The organism is Corallococcus sp. AB049A, assembly GCF_003668885.1.
Lineage (GTDB): Bacteria > Myxococcota > Myxococcia > Myxococcales > Myxococcaceae > Corallococcus > Corallococcus interemptor.
The window spans coordinates 1-19,094 of the sequence record NZ_RAWL01000143.1 but is presented as its reverse complement, the minus strand read 5'-3'; the positions used below and the strand labels follow the sequence as shown (position 1 = coordinate 19,094).

Genomic DNA, 19,094 nt, shown 5'->3' with positions numbered 1-19,094 from the left:
CTTCGAGCCAGGACAGCGCCTCGGAGCGGGTCTCGAAGGTCTTCGCGGGGATGGTGAGGCCGGCGTTCTTGGTCATGCGCCAGGCCTGGAGGCCGCTGCCGGGGTCGCTCACCACGCGCGCGGAGCGCTTCATGCCGCGCTGCTGGGCGTAGGCGTTCAGCCGCGCCATCTCCCCCACCACCGAGGCGGGCATCACCCGCAGCTTGGACTGGTCCACCAGCGCGGACCACTCCGCGCCCCCACGGGCGGTGATGTCCTTCTTCAGTTGCTCGACGTACTCGGTCACGTCCTTCGGCGTCACTTCCGACGGATAGATGATCTCGATGATGTCGTGGGGCAGGTGGGCGATTTCAATCTTCATGCGCGGCTTGCGGCTCTCTCTTCCAGGCGGGGCGCGCCATCCTAACCGCAGTGCCTGTCGCCGGATACCGCGCCCCCCGCAATCCCTCCGCCCGGGGGAAGGATTGTCGGGCCTTGCGGGTAGAACCGTCCCCCGAGGGCTTCGGCCGGGCCGTTCCAGGGGCCCGTCCGGCTGGCCGGAGCGGGGCCCGGCGAAAGGCGGAGGCCCGGGAAGTAGATGCCCTCTGCTTACAGGTTGTCGGGATGATGCCTATGCGCCAGCCCTTCCTGTCGGTCCACGGCGCGGCTCTGCCGGTCGCGCCTCAAGCCAACCACCTTGTCCTGGTGAACCCGCTGCTCAGGGGGGACCTGCTCCCACCCGAGGAAGCACTCATGGAGGCGCGGGAGTGGTTGGACACCCTGCACTCCCGGATGGTGCAGGGCCCGGACGAGACGCTGCACGCCGGGATGACCGCCCTGCACGGAGGGCTCATCCAGAGGCGGCGGCAGTGGAGCCCGGAGGTGTGGAAGCGCTTCTGCCAGGAGCTGGCGCGCAAGCACCCCATGCGCCCCTTCCTGCACCAGTGCCCCTTCACCCGGCACGCCTTCGAGCGGCCGCGCGGCTACGCGGGCGACGCGGCCCTCATCGACTACCTCTACATGGACCACGCGGCGGACGAGCTGCACGCGGGCCGTGAAATCTACCGCTACATGCACGGGCAGCCCTCCGCCCGCAGCGTGCGCGAGCGCCGGGAGCTGCTCGCGCGGATGATGGACGCGACGGCCGCGCGGCGGCCCGACGGGCGCGTGCTGTCCGTGGCGTGCGGGCACCTGCGCGAGGCCGAGTCGTCGCGCGCGGTGGCGGAGGGCAGGCTCCAGGAGCTCATCGCGTTCGACCAGGACCCGGTGAGCCTGGCGGAGATTTCGCGCCTGCACCCGGGCGGCATCGTGCGGCCGGTGTGCGGCTCGGTCCGCGCCCTGCTCGCGGGCAAGGCGGTGTTCGAGGACCTGGACTTCGCGTACTCCGCCGGGCTGTACGACTACCTGTCGGACTCCGTGGCGGCCCGGCTCACGGCGCTGCTCTTCCGCATGCTGCGCCCGGGCGGACGCCTGCTGGTGGCCAACTTCGCGGTGCACCCGCCGGAGACGGGCTACATGGAGGCCTTCATGGACTGGTGGCTCACCTACCGGGACGAGGACGGCATGCGGAGCCTCCTGTCGGAGACGCCGCTGGAGCTGGTGGACAACGTGCGGCTGTTCCGCGACTCGCAGGACAACGTCATCTACCTGGAAGTGACGCGCCGGTAGTCAGTCAGTGCACCGGTGAGCCGGAGCGGGGCAGGGTGACCGTGAAGGTCGAGCCCTGCTCCGGGGCGCTGGCCACGTCGATGTTGCCGCCCAGCGCCTGCACGATTTCGCGGACGATCCACAGGCCCAGCCCGAAGCCGCCGTAGTGGCGCACGGACACCGCGCGCTCGAAGCGCTCGAAGATGCGCGCCCGGTCCTCCTCCGCGATGCCGATGCCGTGGTCGCGCACCTCCAGCCGCACGCCCGTGGCGTCCCCGTCCAGCGTCACCTCCACGGGCTTGCCCGCGCCGTACTTCATGGCGTTGGTCAAGAGGTTGCCCACCACCTGCTCCAGCCGGAGCGCGTCCCAGTGGCCGATGAGGCGCGGCTCGCTGGCGTGGAAGCGCACCTCGCACTCGGCGCGGACCAGGGCCTCGCGGCTGCGCTCCAGCTGGTTGCGCACCAGCGTCACCAGGTCCACGTCCTCGCGCTTGATGTGCAGCTGGCCCTGCGCGATGCGGGAGATGTCCAGCAGGTCGTTGACCAGCTTCCCCAGCCGCTGCGTCTGCGAATAGGCCGACTCCAGCTTGGCGGTCAGCTTCTCCGGCGGCATGGGCGCGCCCCGGGCCTTCGCCTGGAGCCCCTGGATGTGCAGCTGCAGGGACGTGAGCGGCGTCTTCAGCTCATGCGCGGCGATGGACAGGAAGTCGTCGCGGCGGCGCACGGCCTCCTGCTCCTCCCGGTACAGGCGGCCCTGTTCCTCGGAGAGGGCGGCGACGCGCTCGAAGTTCTCCGCGTTCTCCAGCGCCGCGCCCGCGAGCACCGTCACGAAGGACGCCAGGCGCTCCTCGTCCTCGCCGAAGAGGGCGCCCACCTTGCGGTGGCTGGCCACCACGCACGCCACCGTCTTGCCGCGCACCTGGAGCGGCGCGCACAGCAGCGAGCGCACCCCGAGCAGCTCCATGCTCTCGCTGATGCCGCCGGGCAGGCCCTGGCCCAGCACGGTGATGCGGCCCGTCTCCAGCGCGCGCGCGAGCGCGGTGCGGCTGAGGCCCTGGTTCTTCGCGTCCTCCTCGGACACCACCGCGCGCGGGTCCACCACGGCGCATCTCTCCGCGCGCAAGAGTTCCTGCATGGACTGGCGGGCGGTCTCGAACACGGCCTCGCGCGACAGGGCGGAGGCGAGCCTGCGCCCCACCTCCAGCACGCGCGGGAAGCGGTCCACCAGCGACAGCGTCTCCACGCCGGCCGTGGCGTGCCCGGCCTCGCGGTGCAGGCCGTCCTCCATGGCCTCCAACTCACGGGCGGCCGTCTCCAGGTCGCGCGAAGCGCCGGGCCAGCCGCGGGCCCGGCCCACCTCGCCGCGGGCCTGGAGCGTCAGCGCGCGCTCCTGGCGCATCTCCAGCTGCTCCGCCACGCGCAGCGACTCGTCCAGGTGCTTGCGGGCCCGGGCGGGCCGGTCTCGCAGCGCGCACATCAGGCCGCGCTCGCGCAGCGCGTGGGGCAGGTTGTTGCGGTAGGTGCGCGCGACGGCGTGGGCGCGCTTCGCCACCCCGTCCGCCTCCCTCAAGAGCCGGTCGCGCTCCTTCGGATTCAGGGGGCTGGCCTGCTGCGCCAGGCGCCTGCGCGCGGTGGCGAGCCACGGGGTGATGGGGGCCACGTACTCCTGCCGCAGGTGCGCGTCCTCCACCACGCGCTCGGCGCGCTCCAGCACCTCCGCGGCCCTCGCGGGTTCGTTCTCACGCAGCAGGCGCAGGCCTTCCGCCTGGAGCACGCCCGCGAAGGACTGCGGGTCGGTGGCGGTGGGCGCCGCCAGCTCCGTCTCCAGCAGCGCCGCGGGGATGCGGCCCCCGGTGGACTTGGCCCACGCCTCCAGGCCCAGGCGCAGCGAGTACCGGTCCCCCAGCGCGAGCGCCGCCGCGTGCAGCTTCTGGCTCACCGCCGCGGCCTCCTTCAGGCGGCCCAGGCGGTAGAGCGACATGGCGATCTGGAAGGTGGCGTTGTTCACCTCCCACGGGTCGCCGGTGCGCTCCAGCAGGCGCACCGCCTCGCGGCACTTCTCGATGCATTCCTTGAAGCGCGACGACGCGTAGAGGGCCAGGCCATAGAAGTGCAGCGACTGGCCCTGGCCCCACACGTCCCCCAGCTGCTGGCGCAGGGCCAGCGACTTCCTGGCGTAGGCGTACGCGCGCTGGAACCAGGGCAGGGTGGTGAGCGCGGGCGAGTGCGCGGAGTACGCCTGCGCCAATTCCGGCGTGGGCGGGTAGCGCTCCGCCAGGTTCATGTCGCGCAGGTGCGCCCACAGCACCGCGGCGCGGCCGCGCTGGTACCAGTAGCCGTACGCGAGCCGGCTGTAGAGGTTGACCGCGAGCAGGTCCTCCTCGCCGTCCGCCAGGGACTTGCGGCCCAGCCACAGGCGCGGCGCCACGGTGTGCGCGGCCTGCGTGAGGATTTCCCACGCGGCGCTGGCGCCGGTGGCCAGCGTGCCGGGCGGCACCCAGCGGCCCAGCAGCTTCAGGCCCTGCTCCAGGTAGGCGTTGGCCTGCACCGTCTGGCCGCGCTTGAAGGCGAGCTCGCCCAGGTGGCCCAGCGTGCGGCCCTGCTCCAGCCGGTCGTGCGCCAGGGACTGGGCGGCCTCCAGCTGCCGCTGCGCCTCGTCGTAGCGGCCGCGCATCATCAGCGCGGTGCCCAGGCCAGAAGCGATGCGGTAGCGGGTGCGCGCGTCCGCGCCTGAAGCGCCGCGCTCGGCGATGCGGTAGTTCACCTCCGCGGTGTCCAGTGAGAAGCGCTGGCGCGCCTGCTCCGCGGCCACCAGCGCCCAGGGCAGGGCCTGCGCGCTCTCTCCCGCCGCGTCGAAGTGGTAGGCCAGCTCGAACGGATCATTGGGCACGGACTGCTGCGCGGCGCGCGCGGCCAGCCGGTGCAATTCGCGGCGCTCCTCCGGGGACAGCAGGTCCAGCAGCACCTCGCGCAGCTTGTCGTGCACGAAGGTGGAGCGCGTGCCTTCCGTCCACAGCATGTGCCGGCGGCGCGGCGGCTCCAGCGCGGTGGTGACGGCCTCCAGCGGCGTGCCGGACAGGGCCGCCACCGCGCGCGTGTCGAAGGACTTGCCCAGCACCGCGCCCACGCTGAGCACGTGCAGGGACTCCGGCGGCAACAGGCGCAGGCGCCGCACCAGGAAGGTGGCCGCCTGGCGCGACGAGCGCGCGTGCGCCATCGCCTCCGGCTGCACCCGCCAGCCGTCCGGACCGGGCATGAGGACGCCGTCCTCCACCAGCCCGTGCAGCACCGCGGAGGCCATGAACGGGTTGCCCTCCGCCAGCCGCGTCACCAGCTCCACGGCCTCCGGTGGCAGCACGCCGGCCATGGACTCCGCCAGCAGCGCGACCTCCGCCGCGCCGAAGGCGGTCAGCTTCAGGTGCTCGCCCGGCGCCAGCCGCCGGAGCACGTGGTCCGCGTGGATGTCCTCGCTGCGGAACGACACGATGAGCAAGAGCCGCCCGTCCCCGGCGCGGCGGCCCTGGGACCAGGCCTCCAGCGCGCGCAGCGTGAGCGTGTCCGCCCACTGGCAATCCTCCAGCACCACCACCGCGGGCGCGTCCGGCGTGCCCAGCGCGTTGAGCAGCGCCGTGAGGCTCCAGACGCTGCGGCTCTCGCTCAGGGACTCCGGCCCCAGCCCCTGCGCGCGCGGCGCCCGCGGGCCGGGGGCGAGCACCTCCGTGAGCGGAGGCAGCACCGCGCACAGACCGGCCTCCTGGCCCGCGAGCCTCTCGCGCAAGAGCGCGCCCAGCGCCGGGTCCTCGCGCGCCTGCGCGGCGATGCCCTCCGCCACGCCCGCGAAGAGCTGGAAGGGGCGCTGCGCGGCCTGGTCCTGCGCCTGGCCATGCAGCACCCACGCGCGCTGGCCCACGGCCCGGGCGGAGAACTCCTCCAAGAGCCGGCTCTTGCCGCCGCCGGACTCGCCCTCCACCACCACGGCGCGCGAGCCGTCCTCGCTCACGTGCTCCAATTCGCGCTCCAGCGTCGCCAGCTCCTCGCGGCGGCCCACGAAGGACGGCTCGGTGAGGCTCTGGCGGTGGTCGTGCGCGCCGGTGACGAGCGCGGGCTCCGCCTCACCCCGGGACAGCGCGGCCTCCAGCGCGTTCAGGTCCGCGAGCGCGGCGTCCGCGGTCTGGTAGCGGTCGCGCGGGTCGGTCTGGCTCAGCCGCGCGATGAGCTCCTCCATCGCCAGCGGCACCTCCACGCCCACGGGGCGCAGGCGCGGGTGCGCGGTCAGGTGCAGCCGGAGCACCTCGCCCACCGTCGCGCCCTCCAGCGCGGGGCGGCCGGACAGCGCCTCGAAGAGCACCAGGCCCACGGCGTACAGGTCCGACGGCGCCTCCACCGGCCGGTTGATGAGCCCCGCCTGCTCCGGCGACAGGTAGCGCGCCGTGCCCACGGGCAAATCCCGCAGGGACGGGTCCAACCGCTCGCTGCGCGACAGGCCGAAGTCGGTGAGCCACGCGGCGGACATCGGGTGGTCGCGCACCAGGATGTTGGAGGGCTTCACGTCGCGGTGCAGGACGCCCTCGCGGTGCGCCTCCGCGAGCGCCTTCAGCAGGCGCTGGCCCAGCATGATGGCCTCCGGCAGGGACAGGGGGCCGCGCTCCAGGCGGGCCTCCAGCGTCTCGCCGTCCACCCACGGGGTGACGAGGTAGAGCAGGTCATCGGACGTGCCCAGGTCGCGCACGGGCACGAGCGCCGGGTTGTGCAGCCGCGCCAGCACCTCCGCCTCGTGCTCCAGCCGGTGGCGGGCCGTGGGGACGAAGGCGGACAGCGGGGTGACCTTCACGAGCACGCGCTCGTGCGTGAGCAGGTCCAACCCCTGCCAGGTGGAGATGCCCCGTCCGGCCTTCACCCGCTGGCGCAGCTCGTAGCGGTTGCCCAGCCGCTGGCCCGGGTGTGGCTCCCTGGGGGTGTCGCCGGCCTGTTGGAAGCCTTGCGCCATTCAGTGCCCTCGCGAGCCCCCCGTCCCCGCCACCGCGGCGGCGCGGTCGGCCGGACGTCCCGCTTCCAAAGCTGCGTTTCCGCCCGGGTCCCTGCCAGGGGGAACAACCCGGGCCGTGCGTGCGCTGCTCGGGGTTTGAACAGTCGGCACGCTTCCGCTTCCCGTCCCGGCCCCTCGTGGCCCCCTGTCCGTTCGTGGGGCAGGCGGCCCGGCAGGCGGACACGTGGGTTTCCACCACGCGCAAGCCGTCCGGAGGTCCGCGCTTCGTCCTCTGGCCGACAGCCACGTGAATGCATGCGGCCAGCAGCGTTGCTGGAGGAAGGGAGGATGCCGCGTTGCGTTCAACGGGCGTGCTTGACTCGCCTGGTGGCCCGTCGGAAAAGCCCGTCGGGTCAAGCGGCCTCCCCCTTCCTCCCCCACAGGCCGCCGAGGGAGCGCGGAATTGAAGCTCGCGACGCTCAAGGACGGAACCCGCGACGGGCGGCTCATCGTCGTCAAGCGGGACAACTCCGCCTACGCGCTGGCCACCAACGTGGCCCTCACGCTGCAAGCGGCCCTGGATGACTGGGACCAGAAGGAGCCGCAGCTGCGCGCGCTGGCACAGCAGCTGGAGGCGGGCGCGGTGCAGAGCCGCCCGCTGGACGTCAAGGCGCTGCACGCGCCCCTGCCGCGCGCCTACGAATGGGTGGACGGCAGCGCGTACATCAACCACGTGCTGCTGGTGCGCAAGGCGCGCAACGCGGAGCCGCCCGCCACGCTGCGCACGGATCCGCTGGTGTACCAGGGCGGCTCCGGGGACTTCCTCGCGCCCACGCAGGACATCCCGCTGCGCGATGAAGCCTGGGGCCTGGACTTCGAGAGCGAGGTCTGCGTCGTGCTGGGCGACACGCCCATGGGCACCAGGGCCGAGGACGCGGACAGGCACATCAAGCTGGTGATGATCGCCAACGACGTGTCGCTGCGAAACCTCATCCCGGAGGAGCTGGCCAAGGGCTTCGGCTTCTTCCAGAGCAAGCCCGCCACCGCGTTCGGCCCCTTCGCGCTGACGCCGGACGAACTGGGTGAAGCGTGGAAGGACGGCCGCGTGCACCTGCGCATGCGCAGCACGCTCAACGGCCAGCTGGTGGGGGACACGGACGCGGGCCCGGAGATGCACTTCTCCTTCCGCGACCTCATCCAGCACCTGACGCGCACGCGCGCCTTCACCGCGGGCACCATCCTGGGCAGCGGCACGGTGTCCAACGAGGACCGCACGCGCGGCATCTCCTGCCTCGCCGAGCGCCGGATGATTGAGACCATCGACGAGGGCAAGCCCAGGACGGCCTTCATGAAGCCCGGGGACAGCATCGAGATCGAAATGCTGGATGGCGCGGGGCACAGCCTCTTTGGCCGCATCTCCCAGACGGTGGTGAAGGCGCCATGAAGAACCTCAAGCTGCACGGCTACTGGCGCTCCTCCGCGTCCTGGCGCGCGCGCATCGCGCTCAACTGGAAGGGGCTGCCCTTCGAGTACCTGGCGGTGCACCTGCTCAAGGACGGCGGCCAGCAGTTCACGGAGGCCTACCGGGCGAAGAACCCCATGGCCCGCGTGCCCACGCTGGAGTGGACGGAGGCGGACGGGCAGGCGCGCAAGCTGTCCGAGTCCATGGCCATCCTGGAGTACCTGGAGGAGCGCGTGCCCTCGCCCGCCCTCCTGCCCACGGATGCGTACCTCCGCGCGAAGGCTCGCATGCTGGCGGAGATGGTGAACGCGGGCATGCAGCCCCTGCAGAACACGTCGGTGACGCTGCGCATCAAGAACGAGCTGAAGGCGGACGAGAAGGCCTGGGCGGCGCACTGGAACATGCACGGGCTGGCGGCGTTGGAGGCGGCGGTGCAGGAGACGGCCGGGCGTTACTGTGTGGGAGACGCAGTGTCGTTCGCCGACGTCCTGCTGGTTCCGCAGCTCTACGGGGCCCGCCGGTTCGGTGTAGACCTGAAGCCCTATCCCACGCTGTCGAGGATTGAAGCAGCGTGCAACGAACTCCCCGCCTTCCAGGCGGCGCAGCCGGACCGGCAGCCCGACGCGCAGCCGGTGTAGTCACGAACCCTTTTCTTCTTCACCACGAGGAGTCAGCGACATGGCCAAGCAGGAATCGCTGGGCATCAAGGCCCTGGAGAGCATCCACTGGTACGTGCATGACCTGGAGCGCAGCCGCCAGTTCTACACGAAGGGGTTGGACTTCGCGGAGGTGGCGGTGTCCGGGCCGGAGCTGGAGGCGCACGGCAAGCAGAAGTCCGCGCTGTTCCAGGCGGGTGAGATTGCCCTGGTGGTGAGCCAGCCCGTGGGCGAGGGCGGCCGCGCGTGGCGCTACCTGCGCAAGCACCCGGACGGGGTGGGCACGCTGAACTTCGAGGTGGAGGACGTGGAGAAGACGTTCAAGCTGCTGGAGCAGCGCGGCGCCACGTTCATCACGGACATCCAGCGCTTCACGGACGACGCGGGCGGCAAGCTGGCGTTCTTCTCCATCACGACGCCGTTTGGCGACACCACGTTCCGCTTCCTGCAGCGGAACAACTACAAGTCCATCTACCCGGGCTTCCAGGTGCACGCGCAGCCCAAGGGCGGCAAGAACAAGTACGGCTTCGACAAGCTGGACCACGTCACGTCGAACTTCCAGACGATGAAGCCCATGCTCCTGTGGATGGAGCACGTGATGGGCTTCGAGAAGTTCTGGCACATCGAGTTCCACACGGACGACGTGGCGTCGCAGCAGAAGCGCGACCACGGCAGCGGCCTGAAGTCGGAGGTGATGTGGGATCCGAAGAGCGGCGTGAAGTTCGCGAACAACGAGCCCAAGTTCCCGTTCTTCAAGGCCAGCCAGATCAACATCTTCAACGAGGACCACCGCGGTGACGGCGTGCAGCACCTGGCCATCACGGTGAAGGACATCCTGTCCTCGGTGAAGGACATGCGGCAGAACGCGGGCATCCAGTTCATGCCCACGCCGGGCTCGTACTACGACGCGCTGCCGGACCGCATCGAGCGCATGGGCATCAAGAAGATCGACGAGGACATCAACGTCCTGCGCGACCTGGAGGTGCTCATCGACGGTGACAAGGAGCGCAGCTACATGCTCCAGATCTTCATGAAGGACGCGGCGAGCCTCTACAAGCAGGCGGACGCGGGCCCGTTCTTCTACGAAATCATCCAGCGCAAGGGCGACCAGGGCTTCGGCGGCGGCAACTTCCGCGCCCTCTTCGAGAGCATCGAGCGCGCGCAGAAGGCCGAAGGCCGCGTCTAGGTTTCACGCGTTCGCGGTAGGAGAGCCCCACCCCTCGCGGCCTTTCAGGGCAGCGGGCGGTGGGGTTTCTTCATGATGCGAAGGCCCGTGGGAACGAAGTCCGTGTCCTGCGACGTCCAATCCCCATGACCCTCATTGAACCCATCATCCTCGTAGGAGCGGCCATCGGAGGCGTGACGGGCGCGGTCTGGGGCGCTGGCTCCGGAATCGGCTGGGCGGTGGCGGGCTTCTTCGGCGGTGTCGTGCTGGGCCCGCTGGCCTTGATGCTGCCGCTGCTCGTCCTGGCGCTGTCGATGACGCTCTTCAAGGAAGGGCCTCGCGCGATGCTCCGTTCATTTCGAGGGAAGCAGCAATGACCTCACCCGCGCAGCCCCGGGACTGGGACGAACTGGAGCACCGCGTGGTGACCTGGGACGCGCTCCCCGACCCGGTGCTGTGCCCGAGCTGTGGCAGTCCGGTCCGGATTGAGTACGTCCAGCAGGGGGCGCTTGCGTCCGCCGGCATTAACTGCACCGGCTGCTCGAGTGCCGTCAGGCTTTGCCGGCTCCCGCTCAAGACGGAAGCGCGACCCTCGCCAACGGCCCCCGTCCCAGGCGCACGGCTGCTTCTCGTGGTCGAGGACACCTTCGACATCCAGGCGCGTGGCGTCCTTGTCGTTCCCGACGTGGACCTGGGAGAGAAGGGACAGCTGGAGGTCCGCGTGGCGTTGCGGCGGCCGGAGGGCAACGTCCTGCAATCTGTCGCGCTGGCTCAGATCCCGCTCGGCTCGTTCCGGTCAAAGCCTCAGCACGTGCTCTGCTTCCGCACGCTTTCCAAGCAGGACCTTCCGCGAGGAACGGAGGTGTGGCTGCTGGGAGAGGTGGAGTCGAACTGAACGCGCCTCTGCTGGCGTCACCTCCAGCGCCCTGTGTCCCCACACGATGGATCCATGCTCAAGAAGGCCGGGGGGCTGAGCGCAGGCCGTCGAAGTCTCCCCGGAGGGTCTTCAACGCCGCCTTCTCCGTATCAATCTCTCCCCGTGTCCGCAGCCCGAGACGCCGGAGGAGGGGCAGCGGCGGACACCAGCCCTGGAGGCCATGCTGGAGGAGGAAGCTCCCCACCACGCCGGTGAGCAGGAGCCATTTGCGGTTGACGGTGACGCCCAGGACCAGACTCAGGAGCGCGAGAGAGGAGGCATTCACTTCCAGGGCCCGCTCCATGTCCCACTCGCGCTCCAGTTCCTCCAGGCGACGGGTGATGTTGGCTTCCGGCTGTCCGGAGTAATGCGCCACGCGCCTGGCAATCTCCTGGTCGCGTTCGCGGTTGATCGCCGCCGGGCTGCTCCGGCGGACGAGGTCCTCGCTGGGCTGGGTGGCAGGCGTCGTCATGGTGGACCTCCGAGGATATGCACCTGCTGGGAAGCTGTGCCCTTCGGGTTGTCCATGCCAGCCTGGGGGAGCCCGCCCGCCTGCTCCCGGCCCTCAGGCGCCTGCGTCCGGAGCTGGCACGCCCTGCGCCGACTTTCCCCCGAGCGAATGGAGCCGCGCCACCGCCTCCGGGGCACAATCTCCACACAGGCGGTTGGCGGGCACGGCGATGTCGATCTTCTTGGGATAGGCGAGCTTGAGGTTCGCCATGATGGCGCTGAACTCCTCGCGAGTCTTGCCGCCGCCGAGCCGGGGGTTGCGCTCGCGCTCCTGCGCCACGGTCGAGACGTGGCGGTGCTGGTAGTCGTGCGCCGGGTACACGAGGGTGTCGTCCGGCAGCGGGAAGAGCTTCTCGTGGATGGAGCGGTACAGCGCCGCGGCGTCACCGCTCTGGAAGTCCGTCCGGCCGCAGCCGTCAATCAGGAGGGCGTCCCCGGTGAAGACGCGCATGACGCCCGGGAGCTCGACGAGGTAGCTGTGGTGCGTGTCGGTGTGGCCCGGTGTGAAGAGCGGCTGGAAGCGGAGGCTCCCCACGCTGAACGGTCGCCCCTCCTCGACGCCGACGTCCCTGCACGACACCTGCTCCAGGGCCGGGAGCGCGATCTTGCACCCGGTGAGGTTGCGCAGCCGGCACGCGGAGGTGATGTGGTCCGCGTGGATGTGCGTCTCCAGGACATACGCGAGCTTCAGCTGCAGCCGCTGGAGCTGCTCGAGGTCCCGGTCGACCGTCTCCAGCACCGGGTCGAGCAGCACGGCCTGGCCTGTCTCCGGACAGCCGAAGAGATAGGTGTAGGTGGAGGACTCGGGCTCGAAGAGCTGACGGAAGAGCATGAGGCGGTTCCTTTCGGGGCCATGGGGTCCAGGACTCAGCGCCGCCCCTCGCCGTCGACGTACTGCCTGAAGAGCGACTTCGCCTGCTCGCTGAGCTCGAAGCCGAGCCGCTCGCCCCTGGCGATGGCGTCGTCAGCGGAGAGCCCCTCGGCCCGGGCGACATGCATCAGGGTGAAGAGCCCCGCGCGGCGTCCCGAGGCGCAGTGCACCAGCGTGGGCGCGGGAAGGCGTGCCACCTCCTCGTCGAATCTCCTGGCGACTTCGGCTCCGAGGTCCGAGGGGACGACCGGCACGTGCAGGTACTGGAGGCCATGCCGGCGGGCCACCTCTCCCTCCTCATCCGGTGAGAGGGTTTGGCCTGCCTCCCCCGCGGTGCGCAGGTTGACGAGGCTTCGGAACCCCTCCGTTGCGAGCGCTTCGACCCGGTCCCGCGTTGGCTGCGACATCTCCACCGTCAATCGCTCACTGACCTTGATGCGCTCCGCTGCCATGGTGCTCCTCCTTGAAGCTTGAAGGACTTCAACGGGTGTGGGTCGCCGCGGAGGCCGCGGGCTCACCGCCACCCCGCGCCAACGCTTCCCGGTTCTTGAAGAAGATGAAGACGCCCATCACGATGAGGAAGATGGAGAAGGCCCGCTTGAGGGCCGCCTGCGAGACGTAGTGGGAGGCCCAGGTGCCGAGGAGGATTCCCACCACGGCGATGGCCGTGAAGATGCCGAGGTAGAGCCAGGGCACCTGGACGTGGCCGAGGTAGCCGGCGAAGCCCACGAAGGAGTTGAGGGCGATGACGAGCAGGCTCGTGCCCACCGCCTGCTTCATGGGCAGACCCACCAGTAGAACGAGCGCCGGGACGATGAGGAAGCCGCCGCCCACCCCGACGAGCCCCGTGAGCCCGCCCACGCCGAGGGCGGCCAGGGCCATGACGGGGAAGGACGCCCGGCGGGGTTCGGGCACGGGCGCGGATTCCTTGAGCGCCGCAAGGGCGGCCTCCTTGCGGCCGTTGCGGAACATGAAGAAGGCGGCCACGAGCATCACCGTGGCGAAGAGCAGCAGTTGCAACGTGCCCGAGACGAAGGCGGCGAGGCGCGCGCCCGCGTAGGTGCCCGCCATGGCCACCGCGCCGAAGACGAGCGCCGCCCGGAGCTGGACGTTGCCCCGGCGCCAGTGGCTCGCCGCGCCGAAGAGGCTGGTGACGCCCACCACGGCCAGCCCCATGGCGATGGACTCCTTGGCCCCGAAGCCCAGGACGTACACGAGGATGGGGACGGTGATGATGGAACCGCCGCCGCCGAGCAGGCCAAGCGACAGGCCAATCAGCGCCGCGAGAGAGAAGCCGAGGATGGGCATGGTGTCCGTTTCCGGCGCGGCGTGCGCCTCAGGCTCCCTGCGGGGAAGGCGCCGTGAGTCCACAGACGCGGTTGGCCGGAACCGCGATGTCGATCTTCTTGGGCTTGGGCAGGTGGAGGTTGTCCATGATGGCGATGAACTCCTCCCGGCTCTTGCCCGCGACGCGCGGGTTGTGCCGCTTCTCCTCGCCGATGCTCGTCACCATGTGCCCGTGGTAGTCGTGCGCGGGGTAGACGCGCGTTTCGTCCGGCAGGCGGAAGAGGACGCGGGTGAGGCTGTCGTAGAGCTGGCTCGCGTTCCCGTTCTGGAAGTCGGTGCGGCCGTTGCCGCGCACGAGCAGCGCGTCGCCGGTGAAGACGCGGTCGCCCAAGAGATAGCTGACGCTGTCATCCGTATGGCCCGGGGTGGCGAGCACCTGGAAGACGAGCTGGCCGACGCGCACCTCCTCCCCGTGGCGGACCTGGAGGTCGGCGCAAGCGGCACCTCCCACGCTCCCTACCACCGTGGCCCGCGTGCGCTCGCGCAGCGCGCCGGACGCGGTGACGTGGTCCGCGTGCACGTGCGTGTCGAAGACGTGGGTGAGGGTGAGGCCCAGCTCGCCCACCAATTTCAGATCCCGGTCGACCTGCTCCAGCACGGGGTCGATGAGGACGGCCTGGCGCGTGGTCTCGTCGCCAAGAAGGTAGGTGTACGTCGAGGACTCTGAATCGAAAAGCTGGCGGAAAATCATGTCGAAGCCTCCTGTCCTTGAGAGCCAGGGGACGGGCAGAAGGATTCAGGGCCTTCCCCCGGCTGAATCCTCCACCTCCGAATCTGGCTCTCACGGGACATGACTTCCTCCTTCCTTCCTCCCCTCCTCGGTGGGGCGCTCATCGGCCTGAGCGCCTCCCTGCTCCTCCTGGCCAACGGCCGGGTGGCCGGCATCAGCGGCATCGCCGGCTCGCTGCTGGCGCCCGTGCGCGGGGACGTCCTCTGGCGCGTGCTCTTCCTCGGCGGGCTGCTCACCGGGGGCCTGCTCCTGGCGTGGCTGCGCCCCGGCTCCTTCGCGCCCCCGGCATCGCTGAGCACGGGCGGCGCCGGACTCCTGGTGGCGGCGGGCCTGCTGGTGGGCTTCGGCTCGCGGCTGGGCAATGGCTGCACCAGCGGACATGGCGTCTGCGGCATCAGCCGCGGCTCGGTCCGTTCCATCGCGGCCACGCTCACCTTCATGGCCACCGCCGTCCTCACCGTCTTCCTGATCCGTCACGTCCTCTAGAGAACTCTCCATGCGTTCAAACCTCAGTGCATTCCTCAGCGGTCTGCTCTTCGCCATCGGCCTGGGGGTCGGCGGCATGACGGACCCCGCCAACGTCCTGGGCTTCCTCGACGTCGCGGGGGATTGGGACTTCCGGCTCATGTTCGTGATGGGCGGCGCCATCGCCGTGCACGCGGCGCTGCGGCCCCTCATCCACCAGCGCGAGCGGCCCCTGTTCGCCGCGAAGTTCCCCTCCCTCTCCGCCAGCGGGGTGGACCGCAAGCTGCTCGTGGGCGCGGGCCTCTTCGGCGTGGGGTGGGGCCTCGGCGGCTACTGCCCCGGTCCCGCGCTCACGTCGCTGGCCACCGGCGCGACGCAGTTGCTCGTGTTCGTGCCCGCCATGTTCGCGGGCATGTTCCTCGCCCAGGTGCTGCAAGCGCGGCGGAGCGCGAGCGCCGGGACTCCGGGCCCGGGCGCATCGCCTGCTCCGGCGGAGCCCCTCGGGAACTTTTCCCCGCCGCCACCGTGTCCTGGAGAATCGTGAGCAGCCGGTCCTTCATCGAGCGTGCCCTGGAGCACCTGCCCGCCCTGCGACGGGTGGGCCGCCGGCTGACGGGCAGCACCGCCGAGGCGGATGACCTGGTGCAGGAGACCGTGGCGCGCGCGCTGGAGCGGCGCGACGAGCTGCGCGACCCGGAGCGGCTCAAGGGCTGGCTGCTCGCCGTGCAGCGCACCGTGTACCTCAACTCCCGGCGGGGCCTGCGCCCCCGGCTGGAGGTGCTGGAGGGCGGACTGGGCAAGGAGTCCGCGCCCGAGCCTTCCGCCGACCTGGAGGCGGAGCTGCACGAGCGCACCCTCAGCGCGGGGATGAAGGCGGCGCTGGACTCGCTGGCGCCGGAGTGGCGCGACGCGCTGTGGCTGCGCGAAGTCGAGGAGCTGAGCTACGAGGAGATTGCCCGGGTCCAGGGCTGTCCGGTGGGCACCGTGCGCTCGCGCCTGGCGAGGGCGCGGCTGGCGATGCTCGACTTCCTCGAGAAGGAGAAGGCACATGGAAGCCTGTAGCCCGGAGTGGCAGGAACGGCTCTCCGCGTGGTTCGACGGGGAGAGCCCGGCGCACGAGCGGCAGGCCGTGGAGCAGCACCTGACCCGATGCGTGGGCTGTGCCCGGGAGGCGGCCCGCTATGCCCCGCTGCGCGAGGCGCTGAAGGCCCAGGCCACCATGGAGACGCACGTGCCGCCCGAACTGATGGCGCGTGTCTCCCGGCTGGCGCCGCGCCCCCGCCCGGCCTTTCGAGGGCGGCGGTGGATGATGGGCCTGGCCGCGGCGCTCGCATCGGTGGGCGTCCTCCGGACGTCATGGCCCAGCGGCATGAATGACGCGCTGGCGATGGACCTCGAGCGGCACCACCTCAAGGCCTTCTCGCGCGCCACTCCCTGCGAGTTCGAGTCCGCGGATCCGGCCGAGGTGAAGGCCTGGGTGGCGCGGGAGGTGGGCTACGCGGTGGACGTGCCGGTGGTGCCCGGCGCGACGCTGCTGGGGGCCCGCCGCTGCCGGCTGCATGGTCAGCTCTCCGCCTCGCTGCTGTACCGGTACGAGGGGGGCACGGCGATGACGCTCTTCCTTCCGCCTCCGGGCTCGCCCGCGGCGCGGGAGGCGGCGAGCTTCGCTGGAGAGGGGACGCGCTGCACGCAGGGCCCCATCGGCGAGCGCATCTGCGTGGCGCCGCGCGGGGGCGGGCAGGCCGCGCTCGCCGTCTCCGAACTGGAGCCGCCGGTGCTCGTCGACGCGCTGGCCCGCCTGGCGCCTTGAGGCCGGGAGCTCTCGGCGGGTGTTGAATCCTTTTGAGCCCTCGTGGCTCTCACCCCGCTGTACCCCGTTCCCCAGGGCCCGCGGGCCTCTGGGCCCGGCTGGAGCCGCTCCATGAAGTCCGTTCTCGTCGCCGCCGCCCTGTTCGCCGGTCCGTTCCTCGTCTCCTGTGCGCACCAGCGCTCCGCCGGGGCCGAGGCCCACCAGCGGGTGGAGGCCGGTGCGACCCTGGTGGATGTCCGCACGCCGGAGGAGTTCGCCGCCGGGCACCTTCCCGGGGCGGTGAACATCCCCGTGGATGAGCTGCCCCAGCGGCTCGCCGAGCTGGGCACGCCGGAGAAGTCCCTCGTCGTCTACTGCCGCAGTGGCGCGCGCAGCAGCCGCGCCGAGCGCCTCCTGAAGGAGCGCGGCTTCCAGGACGTCTTCAACCTCGGCCCCATGTCGGCCTGGGAGTGACGGGAGGCAGCGGCCGGTGCGCGGGCCCGCCGCGGGAACTTCGCGCGGTGCACCTCGTGTCTCCAGCCCTGTCCCTCTCACACAAGGTGCTTCACGATGATGCGTCTGTTCTCCCTGCTCGGCGCGCTGTTCGCGCTGGGCGGTCTGGGGCCCGGCTGTACCCTGACACGACCGGGCTCCCTCACCCTGCCGGCCGGCAGCGTCTCCGGGCCCCAGCGCAAGCAGCTCACCGTCCTCTACGTGGCGGACCTGCACGCGCAGCTGCGCGCCCACCCGGAGTTGTTCTGGCGCGAAGGGAAGGAGCGCATCGGAGAGGCCGGCGGCTTCGCCCGCGTGGCCGCCGCCATCCAGCGGATCCGCGCCGAGCGCGGCGGTGACGTGCTGGTGCTCGATGCCGGTGACACGATCCAGGGCTCTGGCGCGGCGGCGCTCACCGAGGGCGGTGCCCTCATCGAGCCGCTCAACGCGCTCGGGCTGGACGCCGCGGTGCCTGGAAACTGGGAGGTGGTGTACGGCCCCCAGGTGCTGCGCCAGCGCGCCCGTGAGCTGAAGCATCCGCTCGTCGCCGCCAACCTGCGCGACGCGGCCAGCGGCGAGCGCCTCTTTCCGCCGTACCTCGTGAAGGAGGTGGGCGGGGTGAAGGTGGCCGTCGTCGGCTTCACGGATCCGGATGTCCCTCGCCGTCAGCCCCCGGGGTACAGCCAGGGCCTGCGCTACGACGGTCCGGAGGCGCTGCCGGCGCTGGTGCGCGAGGTGCGCGAGCGTGAAGGCGCCCAGGTGGTGCTGTTGATGACGCACGTGGGGCTCGCCAAGGCGGTGGGGCTCGCCGCTCGCGTGCCCGGCGTGGACGTCCACCTGTCCGGCGACACGCATGAGCGCACCTATTCACCGATTGAGCAGGCCGGCAGCTGGGTGGTGGAGCCCGGCGCCTTCGGCTCCTTCCTCGGGCGGCTGGACTTGTGGGTGGAGGAGGGCCGGGTGGTGGACCGCCGCTGGGAGCTCATCGAGCTGACCGCTTCGCGCTTCCCGGAGGACCCGAAGGTGGCCCGGCTGGTGGACGCCGCCCTCGCTCCGCACGAGGCGAAGCTGTCCGCGCCGGTGGGCCACACCGGCGTCACGCTCGCGCGCTACGCGGTGGTGGAGAACCCGCTGGACAACGTGCTGGCCGACGCCATCCGCGCCGCGGGAGGGACGGAGATTGGCCTCTCCAACGGCTTCCGCTTCGGCACGCCGCTGCTGCCCGGGCCGGTGCGCGAGGCGGACCTGTGGAACCTCTTCCCCATCGTCAACAAGCTGAAGACGGGCAAGGTGAGTGGCCGCCAGCTTCGCGCCTTCTGGGAGCAGGAGCTGGAGAACGTCTTCGCGAAGGATCCGGAGAAGCGCTTCGGTGGGTGGCTGCCGCGCCCGTCGGGGATGACGCTGCGCTTCCGCGCCGACGCCCCCAAGGGGCAGCGCCTCCTCGCCCTGGAGGTCGGTGGCAGGCCGGTGGAGGACGCGCGCCTCTACACCGTGACGGCCTGCGAGCGGGAGGGGGATGCACCCGACATGGTGTGCCGGATCCCCGGCGTCCAGGAGCCGCGCGTCCTGGACATCGACGCGCACGAGGCGGTGCGCCGTTTCCTCGCCGCCAGGCCGCGTCTGGACGACGCGCTGCAGGGACGCGCCGTGGGCGAGGACCTCCCGCCCGTGCTGCGCACCCAGCAGGTCCAGCAGTGAACCCCATCCCCTCCCACCGCCCGAAAGACGCTCGAATGAACCTTCACGGTCCCAGGCTTCGCGCCCTCACACAGGTCGCCTTCCGTACCCTCTTCAGCCTCATCTTCCTCGCCGCTGGCGCGAAGCACCTGCTCGCTCCGGATGCCGTCGTGGGGCGCCTGGTGGCGGCCCCGGGGGCCGCCCTCGTCAGCGCGCTGGCCTCTCCCAGGCTCCTCGTCGTGCTGAGCGGTGCGGTGCTGCTGCTCGGCGGGTTGGCCCTCCTCACCGGGACGCTGACGCGCTGGGCCGCCGTCGCGCCCTTCGCCGTCCTGGTTCCCATCACCCTCACCGTGCAGGTGGGCGCCGCCGAGGGCATGGGGCCGCTTTTCAAGAACGTGGCCCTCCTGGGCGGACTGCTGCAC

Annotated in this window: 20 protein-coding genes; 13 read left to right on the top strand and 7 right to left on the bottom strand. The window is 71.1% G+C overall.

Annotated elements, in window-relative coordinates; genetic code table 11:
- The coding region (locus D7X55_RS17350) for an STAS/SEC14 domain-containing protein (RefSeq protein WP_147470131.1) at nt 1-361 on the bottom strand (361 nt) is incomplete at its 3' end.
- Between the two features lie 251 nt (nt 362-612).
- On the opposite strand from D7X55_RS17350, the gene D7X55_RS17345 reads away from it, so the two are divergent.
- Entirely contained in the window at nt 613-1,647 is a 1,035-nt protein-coding gene (locus D7X55_RS17345; RefSeq protein ID WP_120548688.1) for a class I SAM-dependent methyltransferase, read from the top strand.
- Between the two features lie 4 nt (nt 1,648-1,651).
- Here D7X55_RS17345 and D7X55_RS17340 read toward each other — a convergent pair whose 3' ends face one another.
- Nucleotides 1,652-6,613, bottom strand: coding sequence for an ATP-binding protein (locus D7X55_RS17340; protein WP_121723639.1), 4,962 nt, complete (start codon nt 6,611-6,613; stop codon nt 1,652-1,654).
- A 442-nt stretch (nt 6,614-7,055) separates the two neighbouring features.
- On the opposite strand from D7X55_RS17340, the gene D7X55_RS17335 reads away from it, so the two are divergent.
- The 5 genes from D7X55_RS17335 to D7X55_RS17315 all read left to right on the top strand — a co-directional run bounded on the left by D7X55_RS17335 (nt 7,056) and on the right by D7X55_RS17315 (nt 10,770).
- Nucleotides 7,056-8,036 carry a fumarylacetoacetate hydrolase family protein gene (locus D7X55_RS17335; RefSeq protein WP_121723638.1) on the top strand — a complete coding sequence of 327 codons (981 nt, stop codon included), beginning with the start codon at nt 7,056-7,058 and terminating at the stop codon, nt 8,034-8,036.
- Entirely contained in the window at nt 8,033-8,692 is a 660-nt protein-coding gene (gene maiA / locus D7X55_RS17330; protein ID WP_121723637.1) for a maleylacetoacetate isomerase, read from the top strand. The genes D7X55_RS17335 and maiA overlap by 4 nt, the downstream gene beginning before the upstream one ends.
- 40 nt (nt 8,693-8,732) lie before the next feature.
- Nucleotides 8,733-9,896, top strand: a complete 1,164-nt coding sequence (gene hppD, locus D7X55_RS17325; RefSeq protein WP_120548692.1) for a 4-hydroxyphenylpyruvate dioxygenase — start codon at nt 8,733-8,735, stop codon at nt 9,894-9,896.
- 125 nt (nt 9,897-10,021) lie between these two features.
- Nucleotides 10,022-10,252: a hypothetical protein gene (locus D7X55_RS17320; protein ID WP_121723636.1), complete on the top strand. Its 231-nt coding sequence runs from the start codon at nt 10,022-10,024 to the stop codon at nt 10,250-10,252.
- A complete protein-coding gene (locus D7X55_RS17315; protein WP_121723635.1) occupies nt 10,249-10,770 on the top strand; it encodes a hypothetical protein in 522 nt (173 codons plus the stop codon). Before D7X55_RS17320 ends, D7X55_RS17315 begins: the two co-directional genes overlap by 4 nt.
- Nucleotides 10,771-10,828: 58 nt before the next feature.
- Here the strand turns inward: D7X55_RS17315 and D7X55_RS17310 are convergent, their stop codons facing one another.
- From D7X55_RS17310 to D7X55_RS17290, 5 genes are all read right to left on the bottom strand, one after another.
- Nucleotides 10,829-11,263 (bottom strand): YgaP-like transmembrane domain, encoded by a 435-nt coding sequence (locus D7X55_RS17310; protein WP_121723634.1) that lies wholly within the window; start codon nt 11,261-11,263, stop codon nt 10,829-10,831.
- Between the two features lie 93 nt (nt 11,264-11,356).
- The gene (locus D7X55_RS17305; protein WP_121723633.1) at nt 11,357-12,133 is read right to left on the bottom strand and encodes an MBL fold metallo-hydrolase; all 777 of its coding nucleotides are present in this window, start codon (nt 12,131-12,133) and stop codon (nt 11,357-11,359) included.
- Nucleotides 12,134-12,168: 35 nt separating this feature from the next.
- Nucleotides 12,169-12,624 (bottom strand): beta-lactamase hydrolase domain-containing protein, encoded by a 456-nt coding sequence (locus D7X55_RS17300; protein ID WP_121723632.1) that lies wholly within the window; start codon nt 12,622-12,624, stop codon nt 12,169-12,171.
- Nucleotides 12,625-12,652: 28 nt separating this feature from the next.
- A complete protein-coding gene (locus D7X55_RS17295; protein WP_121723640.1) occupies nt 12,653-13,480 on the bottom strand; it encodes a sulfite exporter TauE/SafE family protein in 828 nt (275 codons plus the stop codon).
- Nucleotides 13,481-13,508: 28 nt separating this feature from the next.
- On the bottom strand, nt 13,509-14,210 hold the full coding sequence (locus D7X55_RS17290) for an MBL fold metallo-hydrolase (protein WP_121723631.1): 702 nt from the start codon (nt 14,208-14,210) through the stop codon (nt 13,509-13,511).
- Between the two features lie 99 nt (nt 14,211-14,309).
- Here D7X55_RS17290 and D7X55_RS17285 point away from each other — a divergent pair, with 99 nt between their 5' ends.
- From D7X55_RS17285 to D7X55_RS17255, 7 genes are all read left to right on the top strand, one after another.
- Nucleotides 14,310-14,735, top strand: coding sequence for a YeeE/YedE family protein (locus D7X55_RS17285; protein WP_121723630.1), 426 nt, complete (start codon nt 14,310-14,312; stop codon nt 14,733-14,735).
- Between the two features lie 10 nt (nt 14,736-14,745).
- Nucleotides 14,746-15,258, top strand: coding sequence for a DUF6691 family protein (locus D7X55_RS17280; protein ID WP_233609897.1), 513 nt, complete (start codon nt 14,746-14,748; stop codon nt 15,256-15,258).
- Nucleotides 15,255-15,776, top strand: a complete 522-nt coding sequence (locus D7X55_RS17275; RefSeq protein ID WP_233609896.1) for an RNA polymerase sigma factor — start codon at nt 15,255-15,257, stop codon at nt 15,774-15,776. The genes D7X55_RS17280 and D7X55_RS17275 overlap by 4 nt, the downstream gene beginning before the upstream one ends.
- On the top strand, nt 15,763-16,524 hold the full coding sequence (locus D7X55_RS17270) for an anti-sigma factor (protein WP_121723628.1): 762 nt from the start codon (nt 15,763-15,765) through the stop codon (nt 16,522-16,524). Before D7X55_RS17275 ends, D7X55_RS17270 begins: the two co-directional genes overlap by 14 nt.
- A gap of 111 nt (nt 16,525-16,635) precedes the next feature.
- A complete protein-coding gene (locus tag D7X55_RS17265) occupies nt 16,636-16,977 on the top strand; it encodes a rhodanese-like domain-containing protein (protein WP_121723627.1) in 342 nt (113 codons plus the stop codon).
- 96 nt (nt 16,978-17,073) lie between these two features.
- A complete protein-coding gene (locus D7X55_RS17260; RefSeq protein WP_121723626.1) occupies nt 17,074-18,693 on the top strand; it encodes a bifunctional UDP-sugar hydrolase/5'-nucleotidase in 1,620 nt (539 codons plus the stop codon).
- Nucleotides 18,694-18,728: 35 nt separating this feature from the next.
- On the top strand, nt 18,729-19,094 hold a 366-nt coding region (locus D7X55_RS17255; RefSeq protein WP_121723625.1), incomplete at its 3' end, for a DoxX family membrane protein.